Annotated in this window: 21 protein-coding genes; 11 read left to right on the top strand and 10 right to left on the bottom strand. The window is 68.9% G+C overall.

The features are described 5' to 3' along the window. Positions 1-28 precede the first annotated feature (28 nt). Positions 29-874, top strand: a complete 846-nt coding sequence (locus F8566_RS05270) for a biotin--[acetyl-CoA-carboxylase] ligase (protein ID WP_151558569.1) — start codon at positions 29-31, stop codon at positions 872-874. A gap of 186 nt (positions 875-1,060) precedes the next feature. Next, positions 1,061-2,047 carry an adenylate/guanylate cyclase domain-containing protein gene (locus F8566_RS05265; protein ID WP_151558567.1) on the top strand — a complete coding sequence of 329 codons (987 nt, stop codon included), beginning with the start codon at positions 1,061-1,063 and terminating at the stop codon, positions 2,045-2,047. 152 nt (positions 2,048-2,199) lie between these two features. Here the strand turns inward: F8566_RS05265 and bfr are convergent, their stop codons facing one another. Next, positions 2,200-2,697, bottom strand: coding sequence for a bacterioferritin (gene bfr, locus F8566_RS05260; RefSeq protein WP_151558565.1), 498 nt, complete (start codon positions 2,695-2,697; stop codon positions 2,200-2,202). A 105-nt stretch (positions 2,698-2,802) separates the two neighbouring features. Beyond that, positions 2,803-3,102: a (2Fe-2S)-binding protein gene (locus F8566_RS05255; protein ID WP_151558564.1), complete on the bottom strand. Its 300-nt coding sequence runs from the start codon at positions 3,100-3,102 to the stop codon at positions 2,803-2,805. 163 nt (positions 3,103-3,265) lie between these two features. On the opposite strand from F8566_RS05255, the gene glgX reads away from it, so the two are divergent. From glgX to F8566_RS05230, 5 genes are all read left to right on the top strand, one after another. After that, positions 3,266-5,389: a glycogen debranching protein GlgX gene (gene glgX / locus F8566_RS05250; protein ID WP_151558562.1), complete on the top strand. Its 2,124-nt coding sequence runs from the start codon at positions 3,266-3,268 to the stop codon at positions 5,387-5,389. Next, positions 5,382-7,646, top strand: coding sequence for a malto-oligosyltrehalose synthase (gene treY / locus F8566_RS05245; RefSeq protein WP_225992892.1), 2,265 nt, complete (start codon positions 5,382-5,384; stop codon positions 7,644-7,646). Before glgX ends, treY begins: the two co-directional genes overlap by 8 nt. A gap of 4 nt (positions 7,647-7,650) precedes the next feature. Further along, complete coding sequence (gene treZ, locus F8566_RS05240) at positions 7,651-9,420, top strand: malto-oligosyltrehalose trehalohydrolase (RefSeq protein WP_151558560.1); 1,770 nt, start codon at positions 7,651-7,653, stop codon at positions 9,418-9,420. A 179-nt stretch (positions 9,421-9,599) separates the two neighbouring features. Further along, positions 9,600-10,271 carry a response regulator transcription factor gene (locus F8566_RS05235; RefSeq protein WP_151558558.1) on the top strand — a complete coding sequence of 224 codons (672 nt, stop codon included), beginning with the start codon at positions 9,600-9,602 and terminating at the stop codon, positions 10,269-10,271. A 142-nt stretch (positions 10,272-10,413) separates the two neighbouring features. Next, the gene (locus F8566_RS05230; RefSeq protein WP_151558557.1) at positions 10,414-11,691 is read left to right on the top strand and encodes an ATP-binding protein; all 1,278 of its coding nucleotides are present in this window, start codon (positions 10,414-10,416) and stop codon (positions 11,689-11,691) included. A 43-nt stretch (positions 11,692-11,734) separates the two neighbouring features. Here F8566_RS05230 and F8566_RS05225 read toward each other — a convergent pair whose 3' ends face one another. Then, positions 11,735-12,331 carry a GtrA family protein gene (locus tag F8566_RS05225; RefSeq protein WP_225992891.1) on the bottom strand — a complete coding sequence of 199 codons (597 nt, stop codon included), beginning with the start codon at positions 12,329-12,331 and terminating at the stop codon, positions 11,735-11,737. Positions 12,332-12,550: 219 nt separating this feature from the next. Here F8566_RS05225 and F8566_RS05220 point away from each other — a divergent pair, with 219 nt between their 5' ends. Together F8566_RS05220 and purE are read left to right on the top strand one after the other, a co-directional pair. After that, entirely contained in the window at positions 12,551-13,744 is a 1,194-nt protein-coding gene (locus tag F8566_RS05220) for a 5-(carboxyamino)imidazole ribonucleotide synthase (protein WP_151558553.1), read from the top strand. Then, a complete protein-coding gene (gene purE, locus F8566_RS05215) occupies positions 13,741-14,235 on the top strand; it encodes a 5-(carboxyamino)imidazole ribonucleotide mutase (RefSeq protein ID WP_151558551.1) in 495 nt (164 codons plus the stop codon). Before F8566_RS05220 ends, purE begins: the two co-directional genes overlap by 4 nt. Before the next feature lie 9 nt (positions 14,236-14,244). Here the strand turns inward: purE and F8566_RS05210 are convergent, their stop codons facing one another. Further along, the gene (locus F8566_RS05210; protein WP_151558549.1) at positions 14,245-14,670 is read right to left on the bottom strand and encodes a CoA-binding protein; all 426 of its coding nucleotides are present in this window, start codon (positions 14,668-14,670) and stop codon (positions 14,245-14,247) included. A 39-nt stretch (positions 14,671-14,709) separates the two neighbouring features. Next, on the bottom strand, positions 14,710-16,053 hold the full coding sequence (locus F8566_RS05205) for a UDP-glucose dehydrogenase family protein (protein WP_151558547.1): 1,344 nt from the start codon (positions 16,051-16,053) through the stop codon (positions 14,710-14,712). Between the two features lie 67 nt (positions 16,054-16,120). Here F8566_RS05205 and F8566_RS05200 point away from each other — a divergent pair, with 67 nt between their 5' ends. Beyond that, positions 16,121-17,290, top strand: a complete 1,170-nt coding sequence (locus tag F8566_RS05200; protein WP_151558545.1) for an acyl-CoA dehydrogenase — start codon at positions 16,121-16,123, stop codon at positions 17,288-17,290. 104 nt (positions 17,291-17,394) lie between these two features. Here F8566_RS05200 and F8566_RS05195 read toward each other — a convergent pair whose 3' ends face one another. The 5 genes from F8566_RS05195 to F8566_RS05175 all read right to left on the bottom strand — a co-directional run bounded on the left by F8566_RS05195 (position 17,395) and on the right by F8566_RS05175 (position 22,563). Next, positions 17,395-18,663, bottom strand: a complete 1,269-nt coding sequence (locus F8566_RS05195; RefSeq protein WP_151558543.1) for a tyrosine-type recombinase/integrase — start codon at positions 18,661-18,663, stop codon at positions 17,395-17,397. A 3-nt stretch (positions 18,664-18,666) separates the two neighbouring features. Beyond that, a complete protein-coding gene (locus tag F8566_RS05190) occupies positions 18,667-18,888 on the bottom strand; it encodes a helix-turn-helix transcriptional regulator (protein WP_151558541.1) in 222 nt (73 codons plus the stop codon). 97 nt (positions 18,889-18,985) lie between these two features. After that, positions 18,986-20,074: a bifunctional DNA primase/polymerase gene (locus F8566_RS05185; protein WP_151558539.1), complete on the bottom strand. Its 1,089-nt coding sequence runs from the start codon at positions 20,072-20,074 to the stop codon at positions 18,986-18,988. 247 nt (positions 20,075-20,321) lie between these two features. Further along, complete coding sequence (locus tag F8566_RS05180; RefSeq protein WP_151558537.1) at positions 20,322-22,130, bottom strand: ATP-binding protein; 1,809 nt, start codon at positions 22,128-22,130, stop codon at positions 20,322-20,324. A 184-nt stretch (positions 22,131-22,314) separates the two neighbouring features. Continuing rightward, positions 22,315-22,563, bottom strand: a complete 249-nt coding sequence (locus F8566_RS05175; RefSeq protein WP_151558535.1) for a helix-turn-helix transcriptional regulator — start codon at positions 22,561-22,563, stop codon at positions 22,315-22,317. 515 nt (positions 22,564-23,078) lie between these two features. Here F8566_RS05175 and F8566_RS05170 point away from each other — a divergent pair. Then, positions 23,079-23,642 (top strand): hypothetical protein, encoded by a 564-nt coding sequence (locus tag F8566_RS05170; RefSeq protein WP_151558533.1) that lies wholly within the window; start codon positions 23,079-23,081, stop codon positions 23,640-23,642. The last annotated feature ends 295 nt before the right edge of the window (positions 23,643-23,937 follow it).

The following is a 23,937-nucleotide window of genomic DNA, read 5'->3' as shown; positions in this document are numbered from 1 at the left end:
TGAGCCGCGCGTGAGGTTGGATGGACGGGTGAACGAGTCAGCATATGGCGATCTTGATCGGCCGCCGCTGCACGAGACGGCACTGCGGCGCGCGCTCATCCGGGACGGCGGGCTCTGGCGGGACGTCCGCGTGGTGCCCGAGACCGGATCCACCAACGCCGACCTCATGGCCGCGGCGCGCGAGGGAGCCCCGGAGGGGACGGTGCTGGCCACCGAGCTGCAGACGGCCGGCCGGGGGCGGCTGGGCCGCCGGTGGGCGGCCCCCGCGCGTTCGGGCCTCATGTTCTCGATGTTGTTGCGGCCGGACGTGCCGGTCGAGCGGCTGGGCTGGATCCCGCTGCTCACCGGTTTCTCGGTGGCCACGGCCGTCCGGCGGATGACCGCCCGGGTCGAGGCCGGGGACTTCGGTGAGGCACACGGCGACGTCGCCGTGGACGTACGGCTCAAGTGGCCGAACGACCTGATCGTGGGCGAACGGAAGCTCGCCGGGATCCTGGCGGAGAAGGTGGACGACGCCCTGGTCGTGGGCGTCGGGCTCAACGTGGGCCTCCGCGAGGAGGAGTTGCCCGTGCCCACCGCCACGTCCCTGGCGATCGAGGGTGCCCCGCTCAGCGACCGGGCGCCGCTGCTGCGCGCGATCCTGCGGCATTTCGAGGGCTGGTACCGCGAGTGGACCGAGCTGGGTGGCGATCCGGAGAAGAGCGGACTGCGCACGGGCTACAAGGAACTCTGCGCCACCCTCGGCCGGACCGTCCGGGTCGATCTGCCCGGCGACGAGACGCTCAGCGGCGTGGCGCGCGACGTGGACGGCTCGGGCCGCCTGGTCGTCGGCGACCGCCCGGTGAGCGCCGGAGACGTGGTTCATGTCCGGTGAGCACTGTTCATGCCCGATGAGCGCCGTGCATGCCCGGTGAGCGCCGTGCATGCCCGGTGAGCGCCGTGCATGCCCGGTGAACACGGAGGTTGACGGCGCGTGAACGGCGTACGGGGTTTCGGACACTGATCGCCTCGGCGGTGCCTGATCTGCCACGATATGTCGCGGGGGAGGAGGTGCAGGGAGATGGCTGAGATGCCGGACCCGAAGGAGATCGAGGAGCTCCTGCTCGGCGGCGATCTGCGCTACACCCGGGTCGACGCGGTCCGCCTGTCGGGCGTGACGAAGGAGTTCTCCAGCCGCCTCTGGCGGGCGTTCGGCTACCCCACCATGCCGGACGAGACCATCGCCTACACCGAGGGTGACGTCTCCGCACTCACCCGCATCAAGCGCCTCATGGACGACGGCGTGCTGGACGAGGACGGCGTGATCCGGCTGGTCCGGGCGTTCGGCCAGACCATGACCCGGCTCGCCGAATGGCAGGTCAACCTGCTGAGCAGCATGCTGAGCCATGACCCGCAGGAACCCCCTGGGGACGAGGCGGTCAAGATGATCGTCGAGATCGCCGAGAAGCACATCGACGATTTCGAGCCCCTCGTCGTGCACGCCTGGCGCCGGCAGCTGGCCGCCGCGGGCACCCGCGCCATGGCGGCGGTCGCCTCGCAGGAGGGCTCCGCCCCCGCGCGCCAGCAGACCACGGTCGGCTTCGCGGACATGGTCTCGTTCACCCAGATGAGCCGCGAGCTGGAGGAACTGGAGCTCGCCAGGGTCGTCGAGAGGTTCGAGGAGACCGCCGCAGACATCGTCGCCGCCAGCGGCGGCCGCCTGGTCAAGACCCTCGGCGACGAGGTGCTCTTCAGCGCCGACTCCCCCCGCCTCGGCGGCGAGATCGCCCTCGCCATCGCCGAAGCGATCAAGGACGAGACCGAGGTCCCCGACGTCCGCGTGGGCGTGGCCTACGGCCCCGTCCTCCCGCTGATGGGCGATGTCTTCGGCACCACGGTCAATCTGGCCGCCCGCCTCACCTCGCTCGCCCGCCCCGGCTCGGTGGTGATCGACGACGCCCTCGCCACCGAGCTCGCGGACGAATCCGGCTTCGAGATCACGCGCATCGTCCGCCGCCCCGTCCGCGGCCTGGGCATCATCCAACCGCACGTCCTCCGCCGCGCCTGATCGGACGTTACGCAGCTCCGCCCAGCCTGCCCGCCTGCCCGGCGGGCCTTTGCACGGCCGTGGCCACCCAGGTGTATGAAAAGACGCCCCGGCGGTGGTGCCGGGGCGTCTGCGTTGCCTAAGGCTGAAAGCGGCCGAAAGGCGAACTCGGGTCACACAGGTTCGGAGATGCTCTCGCCGGGGCCCTCGGTCAGGCGGAGCAGGTAGTTCTGCTCGCCGAGCGAGTTGACCAGGGCCAGCTCGGTCTCCAGATAGTCGACGTGCTCCTCCTCGTTGGCGAGGATGTCCTCGAAGATCCGGGCCGAGGTGACGTCGCCGCGCGAGCGCATGAGCTCGATGCCGGGGCGCAGCCGCTTGACCGCCTCCATCTCCAGCTCGAGGTCGGCCTTCAGCGTCTCGACGACGGTCTGGCCGATCTTGAGGGTGTTGAGCTTCTGGTAGTTGGGGAGCCCATCGAGGAAGAGGATGCGGTCGGTCAGGCGCTCCGCGTGCTTCATCTCTTCGATGGATTCTTCGCGGGTGTGCTTGGCCAGGCGCGTGAAACCCCAGTTGTCCTGCATCTTCGCGTGCAGGAAGTACTGGTTGATCGCGGTGAGCTCCGCGGTGAGCTGCTCGTTGAGCAGCGCGATGATGTCCTTGTCGCCTTCCATATCACCCCATGCTGTCACGTCTGGAGCTCCGTGGACAGCACTGAAGCCCGCCCGGCGCGTGTCTTCTCGATCACGGTCGTGGCGGGTGGCCTCTGATAAGGGGCCTCAGGCTGCGGTCGTGGCGGTGTTTCCTCTCTTGGTGATCTCCGTCGCGACCACCGGGGCCGGTGGCGCGAGAGGCTGCTCCGGAACGACCTCCAGCGGGGCCGGTCCGCCGGTCATGGCGTCCACCAGGTCGCTGGCCGTCCGGTACTCGCTGACCATCGCGGACAGCCGCTTGGTGCAGGAGCCGCAACCCGGCTTCATGCCGCAGGCGGTCTTGACGTCCTTGGTCGTCTTGCAACCGTCCGCCATGCAGCCGCGTACGTCGTCTTCCGTGACGGCGTTGCAGATGCAGACGTACATGAGCCGGGGGGCCTTTCTCTTAGGGCAGCCTCATTAAGGTTAGGCAATCCTAACGGTACCCAGGAATGTCCGATCTGGCCAGTCGCCTCCCGTTCGGTGTGAGTCAACCCTCATGGGGAAGCATCCGTTCGCGAGGGACCCCCCGGCTGGAAAGGCAGAGAGCATGGCGGACGTCTGGCCTGGGGACGCGTATCCGCTGGGTGCTCACTTCGACGGTGCGGGCACCAACTTCGCCGTCTTCACCGAGGCCGCCGAACGCGTGGAGCTGTGCCTGTTCGACGGCGAGGACGGGACGGAGACCCGCATCCCCTTGCCGGAAGCGGACGCGTTCGTCTGGCACGGGTACCTCCCGGGCATCATGCCGGGGCAGCGGTACGGCTACCGGGTGCACGGGCCGTACGAGCCCAGCGAGGGCCACCGCTGCAATCCGGCCAAGCTCCTGCTCGATCCGTACGCGATGGCCATCGAGGGCGAGGTGGACTGGGACGCGTCCTGTTTCGGCTACACCTTCGGGGATCCCTGGTCGCGCAACGATCTCGACTCGGCCCCGCACACCATGCGGTCAGTGGTGGTGAGCCCCTATTTCGACTGGGGGGACGACCGGCCGCCGCGCACCTCGTACCACGAGACGGTGATCTACGAGGCCCATGTGAAGGGGCTCACGATCACGCATCCCGAGATCCCGGCGGAGGCGCGGGGCACCTACGCCGCCCTCGGCCATCCGGTGATGATCGACTATTTCCGGAACCTCGGGATCACGGCGGTCGAGCTCATGCCGGTCCACCAGTTCGTGCACGACGACTTCCTGCTCAAGCGCGGCCTGCGCAACTACTGGGGTTACAACACGATCGGCTTCTTCGCGCCGCACAACGAGTACTCCGCCGGCGGCCGCCGCGGCGAGCAGGTGCTGGAGTTCAAGGCGATGGTGAAGGCCCTGCACGAGGCGGGGATCGAGGTCATTCTCGACGTCGTCTACAACCACACCGCCGAGGGCAACCACCTCGGGCCCACGCTGTCGTTCCGCGGGCTCGACAACGCCTCGTACTACCGGCTGGTCGACGACGACCCGCGCTTCCACATGGACACCACGGGAACGGGCAACAGCCTGCTCATGCGCAGTCCCCACGTCCTCCAGATGATCATGGATTCGCTGCGCTACTGGGTCACCGAGATGCACGTCGACGGGTTCCGGTTCGACCTCGCGGCCACGCTGGCCCGGCAGTTCCACGAGGTGGACCGGCTGTCGGCGTTCTTCGACCTGGTCCAGCAGGATCCGGTGGTCTCGCAGGTCAAGCTGATCGCCGAGCCGTGGGACGTCGGTGAGGGCGGCTACCAGGTGGGCAACTTCCCGCCCTTGTGGTCGGAGTGGAACGGCAAGTACCGGGACACGGTGCGGGATTTCTGGCGGGGGAAGCCCTCGACGATGCCGGAATTCGCGTCGCGGCTGGCGGGTTCGAGCGATCTCTACGCCGAGGACGGCCGCAAGCCGTTCGCCTCGATCAACTTTGTGACCTGCCACGACGGATTCACTCTGAACGACCTTGTCTCGTACAACGTCAAGCACAACGACGCCAACGGCGAGGCGAACCGGGACGGCACCGACGACAACCGCTCGTGGAACTGCGGCTACGAGGGCATGGTCGATGACCTGGAGGTCCTTGCCCTGCGCGAGCGGCAGAAGCGCAACCTGCTCGCGACCATCTTCCTGTCCCAGGGAGTCCCGATGTTGTCGCACGGCGACGAGCTCGGCCGTACGCAGCGCGGCAACAACAACGCCTACTGCCAGGACAACACGCTCACGTGGGTCAACTGGGACGACCTGCTCGTTCATTTCCCGCTGCTGGACTTCGTCCAGCGGCTGTCCCGGCTGCGCGCCAAGCACCCGGTGTTCCGGCGGCGCCGCTTCTTCCAGGGCAGACGGATCATGCGGGCGGAGACGGAGCTGCAGGATCTGGTCTGGTTCACCCCCGGCGGGCGGCAGATGGCCGAGGCCGACTGGTCGGCGGGTTTCGCGAAGTCGATGCAGGTCTTCATGAACGGCAACGCGATCAGCGAGCCCGGCCGCCGCGGCGAGCCCATCCGTGACGACTCGTTCCTGCTGATGTTCAACGCGCACCATGAGGATCTCGACTTCGCGCTGCCGCCGGCGCGGTACGGAGGGATGTGGATCAAGGTGGTCGACACCGCGGATCCGATGCTCGCCGAGGATCGGGGCCCCACCGCCGTCAAGGCCGGTGAGTCGGTGCTGGTCGAGCAACGTTCGGTGCAGGTGCTGCGCCGTGTCTGAGACGTCGGAGACCCAAGGATTCCCCGCCGGCGCCTACCGGCTGCAGCTGTGCGGTGTCGGCGACGAGCCCGGGCAGCGCTTCGGGTTCGCCGAGGCGGCGGCGCTCGCTCCGTACCTTGCCTCGCTGGGCGTCTCGCATGTCTACCTGTCGCCGGTGTTGCGGGCGGCGCCCGGCTCGACGCACGGGTACGACGTGATCGACCACGAACGGCTCGCGGAGGAGCTGGGTGGCGAGGACGCCTTCCGGGCCATGGTGGCGCGCTTCCGCTCGCACGGTCTGAAACTGCTCGTGGACATCGTTCCCAACCACATGGCCGTGCCGATGCCGGTGGACCTCAACAGGCCGCTGGCCTCGGTGCTGGCCGGGGGCGCGTCCTCGCCGTACGCGCGCTGGTTCGACATCGACTGGGAGGCCGGCGACGGCCGGGTCGTGCTGCCGTGGGAGGGCGAGGTCAACTACCGGCGGTTCTTCGACATCTCGGGGTTGATCGGTCTGCGTCAGGAAGATCCGGAGGTCTTCGAAGGCACCCATGAGCTCACGTTGCGGCTGGTGGACGAGGGGCTCGTCGACGGGTTGCGCGTCGATCATCCGGACGGGCTCGCCGACCCGCGCGGTTATCTGGACCGCCTGGGCTCGCGGGCCGCCTCGGCGTGGGTGCTCGTCGAGAAGATCACCACGGGGGAGGAGGAGCTCCCGGGCGACTGGCGGTGCGCGGGCACGACCGGCTACGACGCGCTCGGCATGGTCGGTGGGCTGTTCATCGATCCCGATGGGGAGAAGCCGCTCACCGACACCTACGTCTCGTTCACCGGTGGGCCGCCGGGGTTCGCCGAGGTGGAGAACGCGTCGCGGCGGTACGTGGCGGAGCACGGGCTGCGGCCCGAGATGGCACGCCTGCACAAGGTGCTGTGCCGGACCTTGCCGTCGGAGTCTCCCGAGGCCTTGGAACGGGTGCTGTTCGAGCTGCTGATCGCGGTCCCGGTCTATCGGGCCTATGCGGTTCCCGGCGAGGAGGCGCCCGCGCAGGCGGTCGAGGTGATCGGACAGGCGGCCCATCGAGCACGGGCACACCTGCCGGAGGAGCTGCACGAGCTGCTGGAGGCGGTCGTCCGGCTCGTTCTCGGGCTGGACACACCGGACTCATCGGAGTCACCGGACTACGGTGAGTTCGTGGTGCGGTTCCAGCAGACGTCGGCGCCGCTGGCGGCCAAGGGGGTGGAGGACACCGCGTTCTACCGCTGGTCGCGGATGGCGGCCTTGAACGAGGTGGGCGGTGACCCCGAGCGGTTCTCGGTAGGTGCCGCAGACTTCCACTCGTTCTGCGGCCGGATCGCGCGCGACTGGCCCGTCACCATGACGACGCTCTCCACACATGACACCAAGCGGCAGGAAGACGTGCGGGCACGCCTGGCGGTGCTGGCCGAGCTGCCCGCGGAGTGGGCGGCGGCCGTGCGGCACTGGCACACCTGGTTTCCGGAGGGTGTTCCGCTGGAGCCCGACCTGGAATACCTGCTGTGGCAGACGCTCGCCGGAGCATGGCCGGTCACCGAGGACCGGCTGGCCGGTTTCCTGACCAAGGCCATGAGGGAGGCCAAGACCCGCACGTCGTGGGTCGACGGCGATCCCGAGTACGAGGAGGCGGTCCTCGCGTACGCCCACCGGATCATGGCGGACGCGGACCTGGGCAAGAGCATCACGGACTTCGTAGGGCGCATCGCGCCGTACGCCCGGGCCAACAGCCTCGGGCAGAAGCTCGTCCAGCTCACCATGCCGGGTGTTCCGGACGTCTACCAGGGCTGCGAGCTGATCGGGCTGTCGCTGGTCGATCCCGACAACCGGCGGCCGGTCGACTACGGGCGGCGGCGCGCGCGGCTCACCCGCCTGGACAGCGGCCGCGCGCCGAGCGACACCCACGACGAGAAGCTCATGGTGACGGCGCGGGCGTTGCGGCTGCGGCGCGACCATCCGGAGTGGTTCGGAGGCGGCACGTACGACCCGGTGGCCGTGGCGGGGCCTGCCGCTGATCACGCGGTCGCGTTCCGGCGCGGCGAGGCGGTCACCGTGGTGACCCGGCTGCCCGCCGGGCTGGAACGGCGCGGCGGCTGGGGCGGCACCGTCGTCGAGGTCACCGCCGAGGCATGGCGGGACGTCCTCACCGGCGTGGTCCACCAGGGGCCGCGGCTGCTCCTCTCCGAGGTGCTCGATCTGCTGCCGGTGGCCCTCCTGATCCCTGACCGAGTCCCTGCTAGTGAGTGAGCGAATGACGACGACGTTCGAGGTGTGGGCGCCCGGCGCCGAACGGGTCCAGGTGGCGACTGGCAACGGCGCGAAGCTCGTGCGGCATGCGATGCGGCCCGTGGAGGAACGGCCGGGCAGGTGGCGGGCCGAGGTCGCCGACGCCGGACATGGCACGGACTACGGATTCGTTCTGGACGACGTGGACGAGGTGCTGCCGGACCCGCGTTCCCTCTGGCAGCCGTACGGGGCGCATGGCGTGAGCCGGGTGTACGAGCACGATCGCTTCGCCTGGACCGATCAGAGCTGGCGGGGGCGGCCGCTGCGCGGAAGCGTGCTGTACGAGCTGCACATCGGCACCTTCACCCCGGAGGGCACTCTCGACGCGGCCATCGGCAAGCTCGACCACCTCGTGTCGTTGGGCGTCGACGCCGTTGAGTTGATGCCGATGGCCTCGTTCCCCGGCACGCAGGGTTGGGGATACGACGGCGTGCATCTGTGGGCCGTCCACGAGCCGTACGGGGGTCCCGACGCGCTCAATCGATTTGTCGACGCGGCGCACGGGCGCGGGCTGGCCGTGGTGCTGGACGTGGTCTACAACCATCTCGGGCCCAGCGGAAACCGGCTGAAGAGCTACGGCCCCTACTTCACCGACTTCTACGCCACGCCTTGGGGCGACGCTGTGAACTTCGACCGCGCGGGCGCGGACGAGGTCCGGGCGTTCGTCGTCGAGAACGCGCTCATGTGGTTGCGCGACCACCATGTCGACGGGCTGCGCCTGGACGCGGTGCACGCCATCGCCGACAACCAGGCCGTGCACATCCTGGAGGAGCTCGCGATCGCGGTGGACGGGCTCGCCGCGAGCCTCGGCCGCGAGCCGTTCCTGATCGCCGAATCCGATCTCAACGACCCGCGGCTGGTCAGCGCCCGGGAGGCGGGCGGCTACGGGCTCGACGCGCAGTGGAACGACGACTTCCACCACGCTCTGCACGCCGCCCTGAGCGGGGAGCGGCAGGGCTACTACTCCGACTTCGGGTCGATGGAGACGCTCGCCAAGGCCCTCACACGGGTCTTCGTGCACGACGGCACATGGTCGACTTTCCGGGGGAGGCATCACGGGCGGCCCGTGGACGTGCACAGGATCCCCGGCCACCGCTTCCTGGCGTACCTCCAGAATCACGATCAGGTGGGCAACCGGGCCGTCGGCGACCGGATCGGCGCCACCGTCCCGGCCGGACTGCTCAAGGTCGGCGCGGCGCTCGTCCTGACATCGCCGTTCACGCCCATGTTGTTCATGGGGGAGGAATGGGCGGCGGGCACGCCCTTCTGCTACTTCACCGACCACGTCGAACCCGAGCTGGGCCGTGCCATCAGCGAGGGGCGGCGGCGGGAGTTCGGCCGGCACGGCTGGGCGGGCGAGGTTCCCGATCCACAGGCTGTGGACACGTACCGGCGGTCGATCCTCGACTGGGCCGAGCCGGGCAAGCCCCCGCACCGGGAGATGCTCGAATGGCACCGGTCTCTGATCGCCCTCCGGCACGCCTGGCCTGACCTGACCGACCCACGCCTGTCCGAGGTGGACGTCGCGTACGACGAGGAGGCGCGCTGGCTGGTCGTCCGTCGCGGCCGGCTCACGGTCGCCGCGAACCTGGGCACCGGCGCGGCCCGCCCGCCGGTCACCGGCACGCGCGTGATCCTCGCCTCCGACCCCGCCGTGCACCTCGACCGTTCGGGAGCGGGGGCCGCCGGAGCGGGTTTGACCCTTCCCGGTGCCTCCGTCGCGATCGTCGCCTAGCGGGATCGCCGGGGCGACATCCCATGCGGGACAGTGGGGGTTGGTGGGGCCAGTGTGGCGACTACCTCCCATTACATCGCGGTTTGTGGGTGTTCGAGGATGTACTACGAGTGGCAAACCGCAGGTCAAGAGCGCGGCGGTAGCCGGGAAACGTTCATGAATGGCCATACGATCGGTTCATGACCTCAGTACTGCTCGCCGAGGACGACACGTCCATCTCCGAGCCTCTCGCCCGAGCGCTGCGCCGGGAGGGCTACACCGTTGAAGTGAGCCCGGACGGGCCGCAGGCCCTGGAGCGTGCGCTCGGCGGTGGCGTGGACCTCATCGTTCTCGACCTTGGACTGCCCGAGCTCGACGGGCTCGAGGTGGCACGCCGGGTCCGTTCGGAGGGCCATGGAGTGCCCATCCTCATCTTGACCGCCCGTGCCGACGAGGTGGACACGGTCGTCGGTCTGGACGCCGGCGCCGACGACTACGTCACCAAGCCGTTCCGGCTGGCCGAACTGCTCGCCCGGGTCCGGGCCCTGCTGCGACGCGGCAGCACCGAGACCCCGATCGTGCAGGGCGTGCGGATCGACGCCGAGTCGCGCCGTGCCTGGATGGGCGACCAGGAGCTCCAGCTGACCACCAAAGAGTTCGATCTGCTGCGTGTGCTCGTCCGGGACGCCGGCAAGGTGGTGACCCGCGAACAGATCATGCGCGAGGTGTGGGACACCAACTGGTGGGGCTCGACCAAGACGCTCGACATGCATATCTCCTGGCTGCGCCGCAAACTCGGCGACGACGCCGGCAGCCCGCGCTACATCACCACCGTGCGGGGTGTCGGGTTCCGGTTCGAGCGAGGCGACTAGGACGTGACGCCCTGGGGCGTCACGTCCTCTGGCGTTGCGCCCTGGCCCGACCCGTCGTGGTCCTGCAGTCCTGCACCGGCCGCCGTGCGCGGCGAGGGTGCAGGGCTGCACGGTCATGGCTTCACCTCGGTAAGGAGCCCTGATGAGGCGTCGACTGCTCTTCTCGACGCTCGCGGTGGCGGTCGTGGCGATCCTGCTGCTCGGCATCCCCCTCGCGTACGCGACGCACAAGCTCATCTACGAGGAGGCCCAGCAGTCGCTGGAGCGCGAGGCCTCCTCGATCGTGGGCGGCGTGCTGTTCAGCCTCGAGTCCGGGCAGGACATCACCAGCGAAAAGATCTCGCAGGAGTACCACGGCCGCTACATCGTGATAACCCTGCCGGACAACAAGGTGATAACCGCGGGCGGCAAGCCGCCGGACGGCGCCGGCCTGCTGACCGACTCGCGGACCCAGTCGGGCGTGCACGTTCAGGTCTCGCAGGAGGCGTCGGAGGTCCAGGACGAGGCGCTGCGGCAGTTGCTGCTCATCGGCGGCCTCGCCGTGCTCGGCATGGCCGTGACCGTCGGCCTGGCCATCTTCCAGGCCCGCAAGTTGACCCTGCCGCTCAGCGATCTGGCCGAGACGGCCGACCGGCTCGGCTCGGGCAACGCCCGGCCGCGGCGACGTCGGTACGGCATCCCCGAGGTCGACCGGGTGGCCGAGGTGCTGGACCGCAGTGCCGTGCGGATCGCGGATCTGCTGGCCGCCAGCCGCGAGTTCGCCTCCGACGCGAGCCACCAGCTCCGCACGCCGCTGACCGCGCTGTCCATGCGGCTGGAGGAGATGATCGAGGCGGCCGAATACCCGGATGTGGTCCGGGAGGAGGGCGCCGCGGCCGTCGCCCAGACCGAACGCCTGGTCGCCGTCGTGGAACAGCTGCTGGCCCGCGCCCGGCATGACCGCACCGGCGCCGCCGCAGCCCTGTCCATCGACGACATCATCGCCCAGCAGGTCGAGGAGTGGCAGCCGATCTTCCGCCGGGACGGCCGGGAGATCAGCATCACCGGCGACCGCGGCCTGATCGGCATGACCAACCCCGAGGGGCTCTCCCAGATCATCGCCACGCTGCTGGACAACTCGCTGGTCCACGGCGGGGGAACCGTCACGATCAACACCAAGCCGGGCGTCGGCTCGGTGATGGTGGAGATCGGCGACGAGGGGCCGGGCATCCCGGGCGACCTGGAGCCCCGGATCTTCGAACGCAGCGTCAGCAGCGGCAGGGGCACGGGCCTCGGGCTCTACCTGGCGCGTTCACTGGCGGTCGTGGACGGCGGCAGACTGGAGCTGATCTCGCCGCGGCCCGCGGTCTTCGGGGTCTTCCTGCGCCAGCCCGCCGAGGTCCAGCTCGCCGAGCAGCGCGTGGTCGTAGGGCCGACGTGACCCTGTCGGGGGGCCGACGTGGCTTTGGGCCCGGTGGCCGGTCTCAGTGGCTCTGCGTGGACTCCGCGAGATCCTCGGCCTGGCGGGCGTCGATGGGATGGCCGAGCGGCTGCAGCGTGTGCCCGTTCACCGGCTGGTGACCCGGTGCGGGGATCTCCTCACCCGCCTCGGGCAGGCCGGACGCGGGGTCGACCTGCGGTGAGGTGATGGGCAGGAACACCCACTTCTTGTACGACCAGAAGCGGAACAGCGTCGCCACGCCGGTCCCGATGATCAGCGCGGCGTTGTAGGGGATCGCGCCGGTCAGCTCCAGCACGTAGTGGGTGAAGCCGATGAACAGCTGGGTGATCACCAGGCCGACGCCGTTCAGCGCGAAGAACAGCACGTACTCCCGGCCGAGGCCGGTGCGGTCGCGGTGCCGGAAGGTCCAGAACCGGTTGGCCACGTAGGCGAACGTCGTGGCGATCACGGTGGCGATCGCGTTCGACGACAGCGGGCCCATGCCGAGGCCGGAGTCGGAGTGCAGGACATTGCTGAGCCCGATCGTGATGGCGAACGCTATGGCGCCGACGCTGCCGAACTTCATGAGCTCGTGCACAAGGTACGCGAAACGGCGATAAAGGTTGGCGACGAGGCTCACGAAGGGGAGTCCTTCCGGGCTGCTGCTAGTGCACGGTGGCTGCGAAGGCACCACGAGAATAAACATCGAGAATAGACGTATGGTGCCCCCGTGACGCCAGAACATGAACGTTTCACACTACCTGGGCGGTTCCCTGCCCACCGTTCACGTGACCACACCCAGTCCGACGCATGAGACGCCCCGTTCGTTCACTCTTGGGCGGCCGATAACCTTCTCCTCGTGAGAAATCCAGCTCAGGGGCCTGTCGTGGGGATGGCCGGGGGCGGGCAGCTGGCCCGGATGACCCAGCAGGCCGCGATCGGACTCGGCGTCAATCTGCGGGTGCTCGCCGGTTCGCCGGACGACTCGGCCGCGAAGGTGTGCGCGGACGTCCGGATCGGCGATGACCGTTCCCTGGACGATCTCAGCGCGTTCGCCAAGGGCTGCGACGTCGTCACGTTCGACCACGAGCACGTGCCCGGCGGTCACATCGAGGCCGTCGAGGCCGCCGGGACCCCCTGCCGGCCCGGGGCCGCCGCCCTCCTGCACGCCCAGGACAAGCTGGTCATGCGTGACCGGTTGAGCGCGCTGGGCGCGCCCTGCCCGCGTTATGCCGAGGTCGGCGGGGACGACCCGTTGGCGATCATCGAGGGCTTCGGGCGCGAGACCGGCTGGCCGGTGGTGCTGAAGGCCACCCGCGGCGGCTACGACGGCAAGGGCGTCTGGGTGCTCGACGGGCCGGACGAAGGACTGGTGCGGGAGCTCCTAGCCCAGGGCCTGAGCCTGATGGTCGAGGAGCACGTCCCGTTCCGCCGCGAGCTGGCCGCCCTGGTGGCCCGTTCACCCCACGGTCAGGGCGCGGCCTACCCCATCGTGGAGACCGTCCAGGAGAACGGCATCTGCGTCGAGGTGCTCGCACCCGCACCCGGCCTGGACGAGGAGATCGCCGCCGAAGCCCAGCGACTCGCCCTGGAGATCGCCGAGAGGCTGGGCGTGACCGGCCTGCTGGCGGTCGAGCTGTTCGAGGGCGACCGGGGCCTGCTGGTGAACGAGCTGGCCATGCGCCCGCACAACTCCGGCCACTGGACGATCGAGGGCTCGCGCACCTCCCAGTTCGAGCAGCACCTGCGGGCCGTCCTGGATCTGCCGCTCGGCGAGACCAGGCCGACGGCGCCGTACGTCGTGATGGCCAACGTGCTGGGCGGCGACGACCCGGACGTCCACTCCCGCTACCTCCACGTGATGGCGCATGATCCGGGCATCAAGGTGAACCTCTACGGCAAGGAGGTCCGCCCCGGCCGCAAGATCGGCCATGTCACCGCGCTCGGCGACGATCTCGCCGACGTCCGCGAACGCGCCCGCCACGCCGCCGACTACCTCCGCTGGGGGCCTGGGGGGCCCCGGAAGGAAACGACTCTCAAGGGGGACGCATGACGACGCCGCTGGTCGGTGTGGTGATGGGCAGCGACTCGGACTGGCCGGTCATGAAGGCCGCCGCCGAGGCGCTGGAGGAGTTCGGCGTGGGCTACGAGGCCGACGTCGTCTCCGCGCACCGCATGCCGCACGACATGATCCAGTACGGGGTGGACGCGGCCGGCCGTGGCCTGCGCGTGATCATCGCGGGTGCGGGCGGGGCCGCCCACCTGCCCGGCATGCTCGCCTCGGTGACCCCGCTGCCCGTCATCGGCGTGCCCGTGCCGCTGAAGTACCTGGACGGCATGGACTCGCTGCTGTCGATCGTCCAGATGCCCGCCGGTGTCCCCGTCGCGACCGTCGCGGTCGGCGGCGCGCGCAACGCGGGCCTGCTGGCCGTACGCATCCTGGCGGCGTCCGACGCGGCCCTCCAGGCCAAGATGAAGGACTTCCAGCAAGACCTGTACGACCAGGCCAAAACCAAAGGCGCCCGCCTCCGCGACAGCCTCTAGTTACGCCCTCTAGTTACGTCGTAGAGCCCATTCGACTGCCGGGCAGCGGTCCATGACCACGTCCAGGCCCGCCTCCTGGGCGCGCTTGGCCGCGGCTTCGTCGATCACGTCCAGCGGGAGCCAGACGGCCTTGGCCCCGGCGGCGATCGCCTCGTCCACGACCGCTCCGGCGTGCTCCGCCCGCCGGTAGACGCCGACGACGTCGATGGGTCGTTCCGAGGCGGGGATGTCGGCCAGCGACGCGTACCCCTGTTCGCCCAGCACGGTCCGCCCGGCCGGATGGACCGGGATGATCCTTTTGCCGCGCTGCTGAAGGAGCCGCGCCTGGGTGTGGACCTCGCGGCCGGGGTTGTCGCCCAGACCCACGAACGCCCACGTCTTCGTCTCGTTCAACAGCCGCCGGATCACCGTCAGGTCCGCGTAAGCATCAGCCATGTCCACGACAACAGCCGCCCGGGCGTCGGGATTCCGGAGCTAGGGGGCTTGGGGGCGGCCGAGGGCGCGGTAGCTCCAGCCGGCGGCGCGCCAGCGTTCGGGGTCCAGGGCGTTGCGGCCGTCCACGATGTTCTTCTCAGCCACGACGGCGCCGAGCTCGAACGGGTCCATGTCGCGGAACTCGGCCCACTCGGTCAGGAGGAGCACCACGTGCGCGTCCTTGGCCGCCTCCAGGGCCGAGCCGCCGAAGGTGAGATCGGGGTGGGCGCGCCGGGCGTTCTCCATCGCCTGCGGGTCGTAGACGGTGACCGTCGCGCCCTGGCCACGGATGGACGCGGCCACATCGAGGGCGGGCGAATCGCGGATGTCGTCGGAGTTGGGCTTGAACGCCGCGCCGAGCACCCCGACCGTCCGGTCGATGAACGAGCCGCCGAGCTGGTGCCGGGCCAGATCGACCATGCGGATCCGGCGGCGGATGTTGATCTCGTCCACCTCGCGCAGGAACGTCAGGGCCTGGTCGGCGCCGAGCTCGCCGGCGCGGGCCATGAACGCGCGGATGTCCTTGGGCAGGCAGCCGCCGCCGAAGCCCAGGCCCGCCCCGAGGAACTTGCCGCCGATGCGGTCGTCGTAGGACAGCGCCTCGGAGAGTTTCGTCACATCGGCGTGCGCCGCCTCGCACACCTCGGCCATCGCGTTGATGAAGGAGATCTTGGTGGCGAGGAAGGCGTTGGCGGAGACCTTGACCAGCTCCGACGTCGGGTAGTCGGCGACGATGAACGGCGTGCCCTCCGCCAGCATCGGCGCGTAGATCGCGCGCAGCACCTTCTCGGCGTGCTCGGCGGCGCCCTGCTCGCCGGGCACGCCGATGACGATCCGGTCCGGGTGGAGGGTGTCCTGGACGGCGAAGCCCTCCCGCAGGAACTCCGGATTCCAGGCCAGCACCGCGTCTCCCGCCGCCGGGGCCTGGCGGGCGATGCGCTCCGCCAGGCGCCCCGCGGTGCCCACCGGCACGGTGGACTTCCCGACGACCAGGCACGGCCGCCGGAGCAGCGGCGCCAGCGCGTCGACGGCCTCGTCCACGAAGGTCAGGTCGGCCGCGTACTCGCCGAGCTTCTGCGGCGTTCCCACGCACACGAAGTGCACGTCGCCGAACTCGGCGAGCTCCTCGTACGACGTGGTGAAGCGCAGCCGCCCGTTCTCCAGGTTGCGGCGCAGGACCGGCTCCAGCCCCGGCTCGTAGAACGGGAGGTGGCCCGCGGACAGCTGATCGATCTTCCGTTGGTCGATGTCGAGCCCGATGACCTCGAATCCCAGGTCTGCCATGCAGGCCGCATGGGTGGCACCCAGATACCCGGTTCCGATCACCGTGAGGCGGTGGGCCACGGTGTCTCCTCTCGACATTCTTCCTGCCCAGGCCGGGCGCAGTGTACCGGCCGGTAGCATGCGTGTTATGAGTCCCGACTTTCCTGCATACGCCCCGTCTGAGGAGCATGAACTCCTCCGCCAGACGGTCCGCGAGCTCGCCGATGCCAAGATCGCCCCGCATGCCGTGGAGGTCGACGAGGAGTCCCGCTTCCCCAAGGAGGCCCTGGACGCGCTGGTGCAGAACGAGCTGCACGCGGTGCACGTCCCGGAGGCGTACGGGGGAGCCGGTGCCGACGCCCTGGCAACGGTGATCGTGATCGAGGAGGTCGCCCGCGCGTGCGCGTCCTCCTCGCTGATCCCAGCGGTCAACAAGCTCGGCACGGTGCCGGTCCTGCTGTCGGGCTCCGAAGAGCTGAAGAAAAAGTATCTGAATCCGGTGGCCAAGGGCGAGGCGATGTTCTCCTACGCCCTGTCCGAAGCCGAGGCCGGGTCCGACGCCGCGGGCATGAAGACCAGGGCCGTCCGTGACGGGGATCACTGGGTCCTGAACGGCGCCAAGATGTGGATCACCAACGCCGGAGAGTCGGAGTACTACACGGTGATGGCCGTCACCGATCCCGCCGCCGGGGCTCGCGGCATCTCCGCCTTCGTCGTGGAGAAGTCCGACGCCGGGGTCTCGTTCGGCCCCAAGGAGAAGAAGCTCGGGATCAAGGGCTCACCCACGCGCCAGGTCATCTTGGAGAACGTCCGCATCCCCGCTGACCGCATCATCGGCGCGGAGGGCACCGGCTTCAAGACCGCCCTCGCCACGCTCGACCACACCCGCATCACCATCGCCGCCCAGGCCCTCGGCATCGCCCAGGGCGCCCTCGACTACGCCGTCGGCTACGTCAAGGAGCGCAAGCAGTTCGGCAAGGCGATCGGTGACTTCCAGGGCGTGCAGTTCATGCTCGCCGACATGGCCATGCGCCTCGAAGGCGCCCGCCAGCTGACCTACCACGCCGCCATCAAGTCCGAGCGCGCCATGCACGGCGAGAAGGTGCCGGACCTGACCTTCGTCTCCTCCGCCTGCAAGTGCCTCGCCTCCGACGTCGCCATGGACGTCACCACCGACGCCGTCCAGCTCCTCGGCGGCTACGGCTACACCCGCGAGTTCCCCGTCGAACGCATGATGCGCGACGCCAAGATCACCCAGATCTACGAGGGCACCAACCAGATCCAGCGCATGGTCATGGCCCGCCAACTTCTGAAGTAGGGCCTGTGACATGCAAAAACCCGCCCTCCCCCGAGATTCAGGGAAGGGCGGGTTCGTGTTCGCTGGCGGTGCTGGCGGGGCTCTGTTCCGTCTCTGTTCCGTGATCATGCCGCCAGTCGCAGCTGCATCCGGTTGTCGATGGCCTTGCGCGCCCGTTCATGCGAGCACGGCAGCATGTGCGCATACGTCCGGAGCGTGAAACCCGGATCATGGTGACCGAGGTACTCGGCGAGCTCCTTGATAGACACCCCCTCCGCGAGCGTGACGCTGGCGTAGAAGTGCCGGAGCTGGTGGGTCCCCTCCTTCCGTGAGGTCGCGTACCGCACCCTGGTCTTCCGCTTCCCGTCCTTGCCGGGCTTCTCGTCCTTCACCTTCTCCGGCGCCGGGATGACTTCGGCCTTGACGATGGCGGGCTTCCAGACGGTCTCGCTGAAGTTGCGTGCCCTGATGTGCAGGTCGTCGGTGCGCCAGCGCAGCAACAGCTTGCAGGTGTGGGCTTTCCCGGTCGTCTTCTCCCAGGGCAGTGAGTACGGCCGGGGTGGGTGGACCTTCACGTGGTCGTGGATCGCACCGGCCACCCAGTCCGGGAGCGGTACGATCCGCTCCCGGTCGTTCTTCGGCAGCGAGAAGATGAACGTGCCGTTGACCTTCTTGAGCTGCCTCCGGACCCTGATGACCTTCTCGTCGAAGTCGATGTCCTCCTCGGCGAGGCCGAAGATCTCGCCCTCGCGGAGACCACAACCGGCACCGAGGATCGGGACCAGGCGGTAACGCTCGGGGTGAGCATCGATCACCGCGAAGACGCGTTCGTCGGACCAGGCCTCGACTTCCTTGGGTGACCGCTTGGGGACCTGCACGGCCTTCGAACGCGCGGGATTCGTCTTGATCGCGCCGTCCGCCACCGCCAGCTCAAGGGCGCCCTGGAGGACGAGGAACGATGCCAGAACGGTCGAGACCTCGAAACGCTCGCTGAGGTTCCGGAGCCATTGCTGGACGTCCGAAGGCTTGATCCGGCTGACTTTGCGCTTGCCAAAGGTGGGTTCGACGTGGAGTCGGTACTTGGACTCGTACTGGATGACGCTGGATGGATCAACGATCCGCGAGCCGAGCCATCGCTTGCCGAACGTCGCGAAGAGCGCGTCGCCGGCCTTCGAGTCGATGTACTCGCCGCGCTCCTTGTCCGTCTCCTTGCCCTGCCAGTGCTTGTCGGCTGCCGTCCGCGTCCGGAAAGCCTTGGACTCTTCCTTCCCATCGGTGTTCGTCCAGCAGGCAAGCCAGCGCTTCCCTTTGCCCCATCGGCCGTTCCGGACGCGCTTGGTCTTGCCCTCGGCGCTCTTCTCCGGTCGCGTCCAGAGATCCTTTGTGTATCCCATCGTTCAGTCCTGCGCTGCGACCCAGGCCCGGACATCCTCCGGGCGGTAACGCAGGTGCTTGCCGATTCGGCGTGCCTTCGGGCCGGTGCCCTGGTGTCGCCATCTGTAGAGCGTGGCGACCGGGATGTCACCGAGGAACGCGGCCACCTCCTCGGGCTTCCAAAGGCGGTCGTCACTGAGGCTGACGTTGTGGTTCTCCTGAGTAGACACAGTGGGTGCGGACATGATGGGGCTTACCTCCTTGTGAGGGGCGGCGGCCCCGGCAGGTGTGCTTGGCGGTGTGTCTGCCGGGGTCGTCTTGCTTTGCGCGGGTGCTCGGTATTCATCGGGTGTGCTCGGCAGCACGCGACCGCGGCTCGGGGAGCGGGCGTGCGAGACCGTTCGTGAGGGCGCGGTGGACGATGCGGTCCGCGGCGCGTTCGTCGAGTCCGGCCGCGATTCCGGCATTCACCAGTTGGTGGTGGATGTGGTCGTAGTTGAGTCCGGCCCAGGTGAGCAGGCCGCCAGCTTTGAAGGCAAGGGCCGAGAGCGCCGTCTTGCGGCCGTCGGTGAGCGTCGCCAGCTCGGTGGTGCCGCGTTCGATGACGGTGGTTAGGTACGCGGCGGCGCGTTGCTGCTGGCTCGGGGGTGCTGGTGTCGGCGGCGGTGCTGGTGGCCGGGGCGGCGGTTGGATGACGCGGAGGATTTCGCGGGTGAGCCAGTCGGGCATCTGCCCCGGGCTCACGGGTGTGCCGGCGCGGATGGTGTATGTGCCGGCCGGGGTGGTGGCGCCAGGAGCGATGCCGTAGGACCACGCGGCTTTGATGTCGATTTGCCAGCCGAGTTCGCCTAGGGCCTGGCGGAGCCGGACACCGTCGGGGAGGTCGGGTGCTCGGTACCAGAGGTGGCGGCCGCTGCTGGGGGTGACGACGGAGACGGGCTGGTGTTCGGGGCCGGCGGGCCAGGGGTGCGGGCGGCCGCGCAGGTGGGCCAGGAGCCGCAGCACGTCGGCTCCGTCTCGGACGGTGTCCAGGCCGCCGGGGACCTGGTCGGGAGTGAGGCGGATGCCGGGAAGCAGCTGGGTAGCGGGGTCGGGTGGAGGCTGGTCGGTGTGGGTGTCCAAGTCGATAAGGATCAGGCGGCTTGGGCCGGTGGCGATGGCGGGGACGGCGCCCGGGACGCGGCGCCACCAGGTGGTGATGTGGTCGGGGTTGGTGGTGGCGGCGCGGACGCCGTGGCACCACTGGCCGTCGGGCAGGCAGGGGCAGCCGCGGTAGTCGCCTGTGCTGCAGGTGGGGTTGTCGCGGCAGTCCAGGCAGTTGGCCAGCGGGCGCTTGTCGCGGGGGTTGAGGGGAAAGACGTGCCAGCCGTTCGCGGCCAGGTCCAGGGCGAGGCGGAGCGGCGGCACGGGCGCGGTGTTGATGTTGATCATGGCGTCTCCTTCATCGAGGGAGGGGATGTCTCAGCTCGTGACAGGCGGGACGGCGTGAGCGAGGGGCCCGAGGCATCCCGCGCCGCTGCACGTGGGTGGCAGACCGACGCGGGTGGTAGCGGCCGGTGAGCTGATGTGTGAATGCCGCTGGGTTGATGTCACTGATGTCACCTCGGCTGGTTTCCGGGGGTTGACCTGGGGGTTTGCAGGTGACATCAGGTCGGTTTTGATGTCATCTGGGGTGACATCAGCCCGATGGGCCCGGTGACATCGGTGACATCGAGGTGACATCAACGCTCGGATTGATGTCACTTGCCTGAGCTGGAGTTTCGGGGCCTGGTGACATCAGTGACATCGGTTCTTCTCCTTTTGAATCTGAAGAAGGAGTGGAGCGTTCTTCGGGGCGGGCTGCGAGTGCTTTGATCAACAGGAAGCGGCGTTTGCCGGTGCGGCTGGGCACGCGGACGTCCACGCCGACCTTGCGGAGCGCGGGGGCGATCTCGCGGACTTTGCGGCCCATGACGCGGTAGTCGGTGGGGATTTGGTCGGCTGGGATGCGGTGCCGGCGGCAGGTGGCGCTCAGCAGTGGGATGAGTTCGCGGGCGGTGCCCTGCCACGGCTCGCAGCCCTGGGTGTGGCGGTCGGTGGCGAACAGGTAGAGCGCCTGGGCGAGCCGGTCGCCCTCGATCAGGTCGGCGCCCATCGCGGCGACCTTCCCCCGATAGGCGGCGAGGGTGGTCCAGCCGGTCGCGGCATCGAGGGCGGCCAGGATTCGGGCGAAGTCGGCCATCCGCGGCAGGTCCGCCACCTCCACTGTGGGCAGGTGCCGCAGGACGGCTGAGACCAGGTCCAAGATGGCGCCTAGGGCATGCGGCACCGCGGCGTCGCGCAGCTTGGTGACCTCGGCCTCCGACAGGCGGGTGTCGATGACGTCGGGTTCGACCATCAGCATCCGGTCGGCCAGGTCTCCTGCAATCTCGTGTTTGAGGCCGATGGTGGTGAGGGCGATGACGCGCTGGAAGGAGAACACCGCGATGTCCTCATCGGAATGCAGCACGCGTTGCAGGACTGCGTCGCCGGTCACGCCCTTGCACAAGGAGTTGGACAGCCACGGCGCGATCTCGGTGAGGTTGTCGAACGAGAACGCCCAGGAGGCGCGGGAGAAAATCGCCCACTCGCGTTTGTCCGCCGGGGCCTCACGGTCGGCGGCCGGCTGCGGATCCACCAATGCCAGCAGAGTGCGCACCAGTGAGGACTTGGCGGTGCCCTGCTCACCCTGGACGAACAGAATGGGGTGCGGCATCTCGATCAGGTAGGCGGCCACCACCCACCCGATCGCCAGCCGGAAATCCTCCTCGGTCAGATTGACCAGAGCGCGCAGCCCATCCAGGGCGCCGCCGCGGACCGGTTCGGGCAGTGGGTGGATGAGCTCGGACCGCCGGAACACCACCGGCGAGGACGCCGACAGCGTCCACCCCTGGGCGGTGATGATGACGGACCGGTCGGTCTCGCTACCCATGTCCACCACCACCGCCGTGGCGCCGTCGGACAAACGGTGGCGGCCCATCCGCAGGAACACCGGCTCGGGCTGCTTCTCGGCCGCCTCGCCCTCCAGCACGTTGATGCAGTCCGACAGCGCGGACGAGGTGGCGACCTTGCCGGTACGACGCAGCAGCGACATCGCCAGCTTGGTCCGGATCCCCGAACCCCCGCGCGAGGCCAACGGCACCGCGATGTTCGGCCCGTCCTTAGGCACCGCGTAGGTGCGGCCATCAGAAGAGCGGATCATCCGGTACTCGTCCTCGGCGTACTGCATCAGCAGCTGCGCTGGCGACGGCCCCCGCCCCTCGGACTCGGTGTCGGACTCACCGTCCTGCGCGTCTTCATCTTTGTCGGCGGCCTTGCCCTGCCGCTGTTCCTGGCGCGGGCCGCTGCCGGGCGGCGGCACTGGCTTCCGCGCTGGTGCGGGGGTTGGGGTGAGGCCGTCGCCGACGGCCTTCTCCTCGTCCTGGTTCCACTCGTTAGGGTCGGCGTCGTTGTGATCAGCTGCGTGCATATGCGACCCTCTTTCGTAGTTTGCAGGTGTTCCGAGAAGTCCCCACGGCACGGGGCCTTCTCGCATTTCCAGGGGGTTTTCTGCGCCGTCACCGATTCCCGCCTTGCGTTCAGATCGCAGTTCGGCCCCGCGCGCAGGGCATGGCGATCTGGGCCGGTGGGGGGTTGTCGGCTCGGCGGGGTGTTCAGTGCCTCGGCAGGCTGCGTTGCCAGCGGTTCAGCTCGTCGCGGTGGATCCTGAGCTGTCCGCTGGGCAACACGGTGCACTGGGGTCCGAGGCCTTTCCTTCTCCACTCGAAGAAGGCGGAGCGGGAGACCCTCCACCGCTGGCAGAACTCGGCGACGGTGAGCCATTCGACGGTGGTGTGCGTCGCCGTATCCGGAGCCGTGTCCGAGGTGTTGTCCGGCGTGGTGTTTGCGGTCGCGTTCGGCATGGGTGTCCGATCCCTTTCGTTGCCGCCCGGCCTGTGGCGGGGTGCTCCAGGACGGTCCTGGCAGGCTTGCCGAACGCTTGGTGCGATCAGCAGGGTCGGATGTTGTCTGGCCGGACCCCCTAACGTCCGGCTTGCTCGCGCAGGGGCGGCTGCGAGTCGGTGGTCGCGTGGATGGACCTGCGCAGACGCCGCGAAAGTCACCTGGGCAGGCGGGCCCAGCGCGACGGTCGAGCGGCGGAGGGCGTTGCGTCTGGGATGGAGTTTTGAGCGTTTTTCACGGTCCCTACGCGCGCGTGCGCGAGTACAGCACCGGGGCGGTTAGCGTCCCGCCGGAGACGGCTCCTTGAAGCCATGACCCAATCCGGCCAGCGCCCCGGGCCCTGCGATGGGTCGTTCTGTCTTCTCGAACCCCTGGGCGGGCAGGCCAGGATCAGGGCGACCCAAGACGGTGGACGGCTCTACGTTGCGGTCTCATGCGAGACCGTGGAGCAAGAACGGGACGGCCGTCGAAGCTCATGGACGACGGCGTACGTGAACAGCTACTCGAAGCGATCTCTCACGGGGCCACTGTCGAGTCCGCCGCAGCCGCGGCAGGCATCGGCGTTTCGACGTACTACCGCTGGATGGAGCGCGGTCACGATGCCGCAGAAACGCTCCAAGAGGACGGCACCGTCGACTCCCGGGAGGAGCCGTTTCGAGAGTTTTGGGAGGCCGCTACACGCGCGCATGCGCGAGGTGAGGTGTTCAACGCTGCTCTGCTCCGCAAGATCGCTGAGGGCGGGTATGTGGTGAAGTCCCGCACGAAGCGGTACCGGGATCCGGCGAGTGGCCAGGTGGTAGAGGAGACCGAGACCGATTTGGCACCGCCGGACTTGAGGGCGGTGACGTTCTATCTGGAGCGCCGGCACCGGCAAGGGTGGGGCAAGAACATTGAGCAGCTGGAGGTGTCCGGGCCAGGCGGCGGACCGATCCCGATGGTGGGACCAGGAGGGCTCGCGGCGTTGGCGGCGCGAGTGGAGGAGAACCTCGCCGAGTACCTCGCCGAACTCGAGGCGGCCGAACCATCGGATAACCGGTGATGGCCGAGGGCGTCTCTTCCTCCGGCATCCGACCGGGTGCGGTCGCGCCGCCCTCCTTCCCCTTTCTTGCGTTTCTGGCGGCTCCTACGTGCGCGCACGCGCAAGGTTGGGCTGTGAGTGGCGTGGTGCCACGGAACCTTGTGACAGTTGTGACTCGATGAGCCGAGAAAAGGCCCGAACCACCGCGGGGCTGTGGTCCGGGCCGTCTCCGGCTTGGTCGGTCCCGATAGACGGCCGACCGAGATTCGTGTGCCCGACGCATAGTGCTCTCGCCGAGGCGTCATGTCCCGTGACA

It is taken from the genome of Actinomadura rudentiformis (genome assembly GCF_008923185.1).
Classification (GTDB): domain Bacteria; phylum Actinomycetota; class Actinomycetes; order Streptosporangiales; family Streptosporangiaceae; genus Spirillospora; species Spirillospora rudentiformis.
Note: the sequence above shows the minus strand (reverse complement) of the source record. Positions and strands in the feature narration are given on the sequence as shown.

Bases quoted from the DNA above. Each gene is read 5' to 3' on its own strand.
- F8566_RS05195 (WP_151558543.1), bottom strand. From the start codon at position 18,663: ATGGGATACACAAAGGATCTCTGGACGCGACCGGAGAAGAGCGCCGAG.
- F8566_RS05170 (WP_151558533.1), top strand. From the start codon at position 23,079: ATGGACGACGGCGTACGTGAACAGCTACTCGAAGCGATCTCTCACGGG.
- F8566_RS05235 (WP_151558558.1), top strand. From the start codon at position 9,600: ATGACCTCAGTACTGCTCGCCGAGGACGACACGTCCATCTCCGAGCCT.
- F8566_RS05200 (WP_151558545.1), top strand. From the start codon at position 16,121: ATGAGTCCCGACTTTCCTGCATACGCCCCGTCTGAGGAGCATGAACTC.
- F8566_RS05175 (WP_151558535.1), bottom strand. From the start codon at position 22,563: ATGCCGAACGCGACCGCAAACACCACGCCGGACAACACCTCGGACACG.
- purE (WP_151558551.1), top strand. From the start codon at position 13,741: ATGACGACGCCGCTGGTCGGTGTGGTGATGGGCAGCGACTCGGACTGG.
- F8566_RS05190 (WP_151558541.1), bottom strand. From the start codon at position 18,888: ATGTCCGCACCCACTGTGTCTACTCAGGAGAACCACAACGTCAGCCTC.
- F8566_RS05265 (WP_151558567.1), top strand. From the start codon at position 1,061: ATGGCTGAGATGCCGGACCCGAAGGAGATCGAGGAGCTCCTGCTCGGC.
- bfr (WP_151558565.1), bottom strand. From the start codon at position 2,697: ATGGAAGGCGACAAGGACATCATCGCGCTGCTCAACGAGCAGCTCACC.
- F8566_RS05185 (WP_151558539.1), bottom strand. From the start codon at position 20,074: ATGATCAACATCAACACCGCGCCCGTGCCGCCGCTCCGCCTCGCCCTG.
- treZ (WP_151558560.1), top strand. From the start codon at position 7,651: ATGACGACGACGTTCGAGGTGTGGGCGCCCGGCGCCGAACGGGTCCAG.
- glgX (WP_151558562.1), top strand. From the start codon at position 3,266: ATGGCGGACGTCTGGCCTGGGGACGCGTATCCGCTGGGTGCTCACTTC.
- F8566_RS05210 (WP_151558549.1), bottom strand. From the start codon at position 14,670: ATGGCTGATGCTTACGCGGACCTGACGGTGATCCGGCGGCTGTTGAAC.
- F8566_RS05255 (WP_151558564.1), bottom strand. From the start codon at position 3,102: ATGTACGTCTGCATCTGCAACGCCGTCACGGAAGACGACGTACGCGGC.
- F8566_RS05230 (WP_151558557.1), top strand. From the start codon at position 10,414: ATGAGGCGTCGACTGCTCTTCTCGACGCTCGCGGTGGCGGTCGTGGCG.
- F8566_RS05180 (WP_151558537.1), bottom strand. From the start codon at position 22,130: ATGCACGCAGCTGATCACAACGACGCCGACCCTAACGAGTGGAACCAG.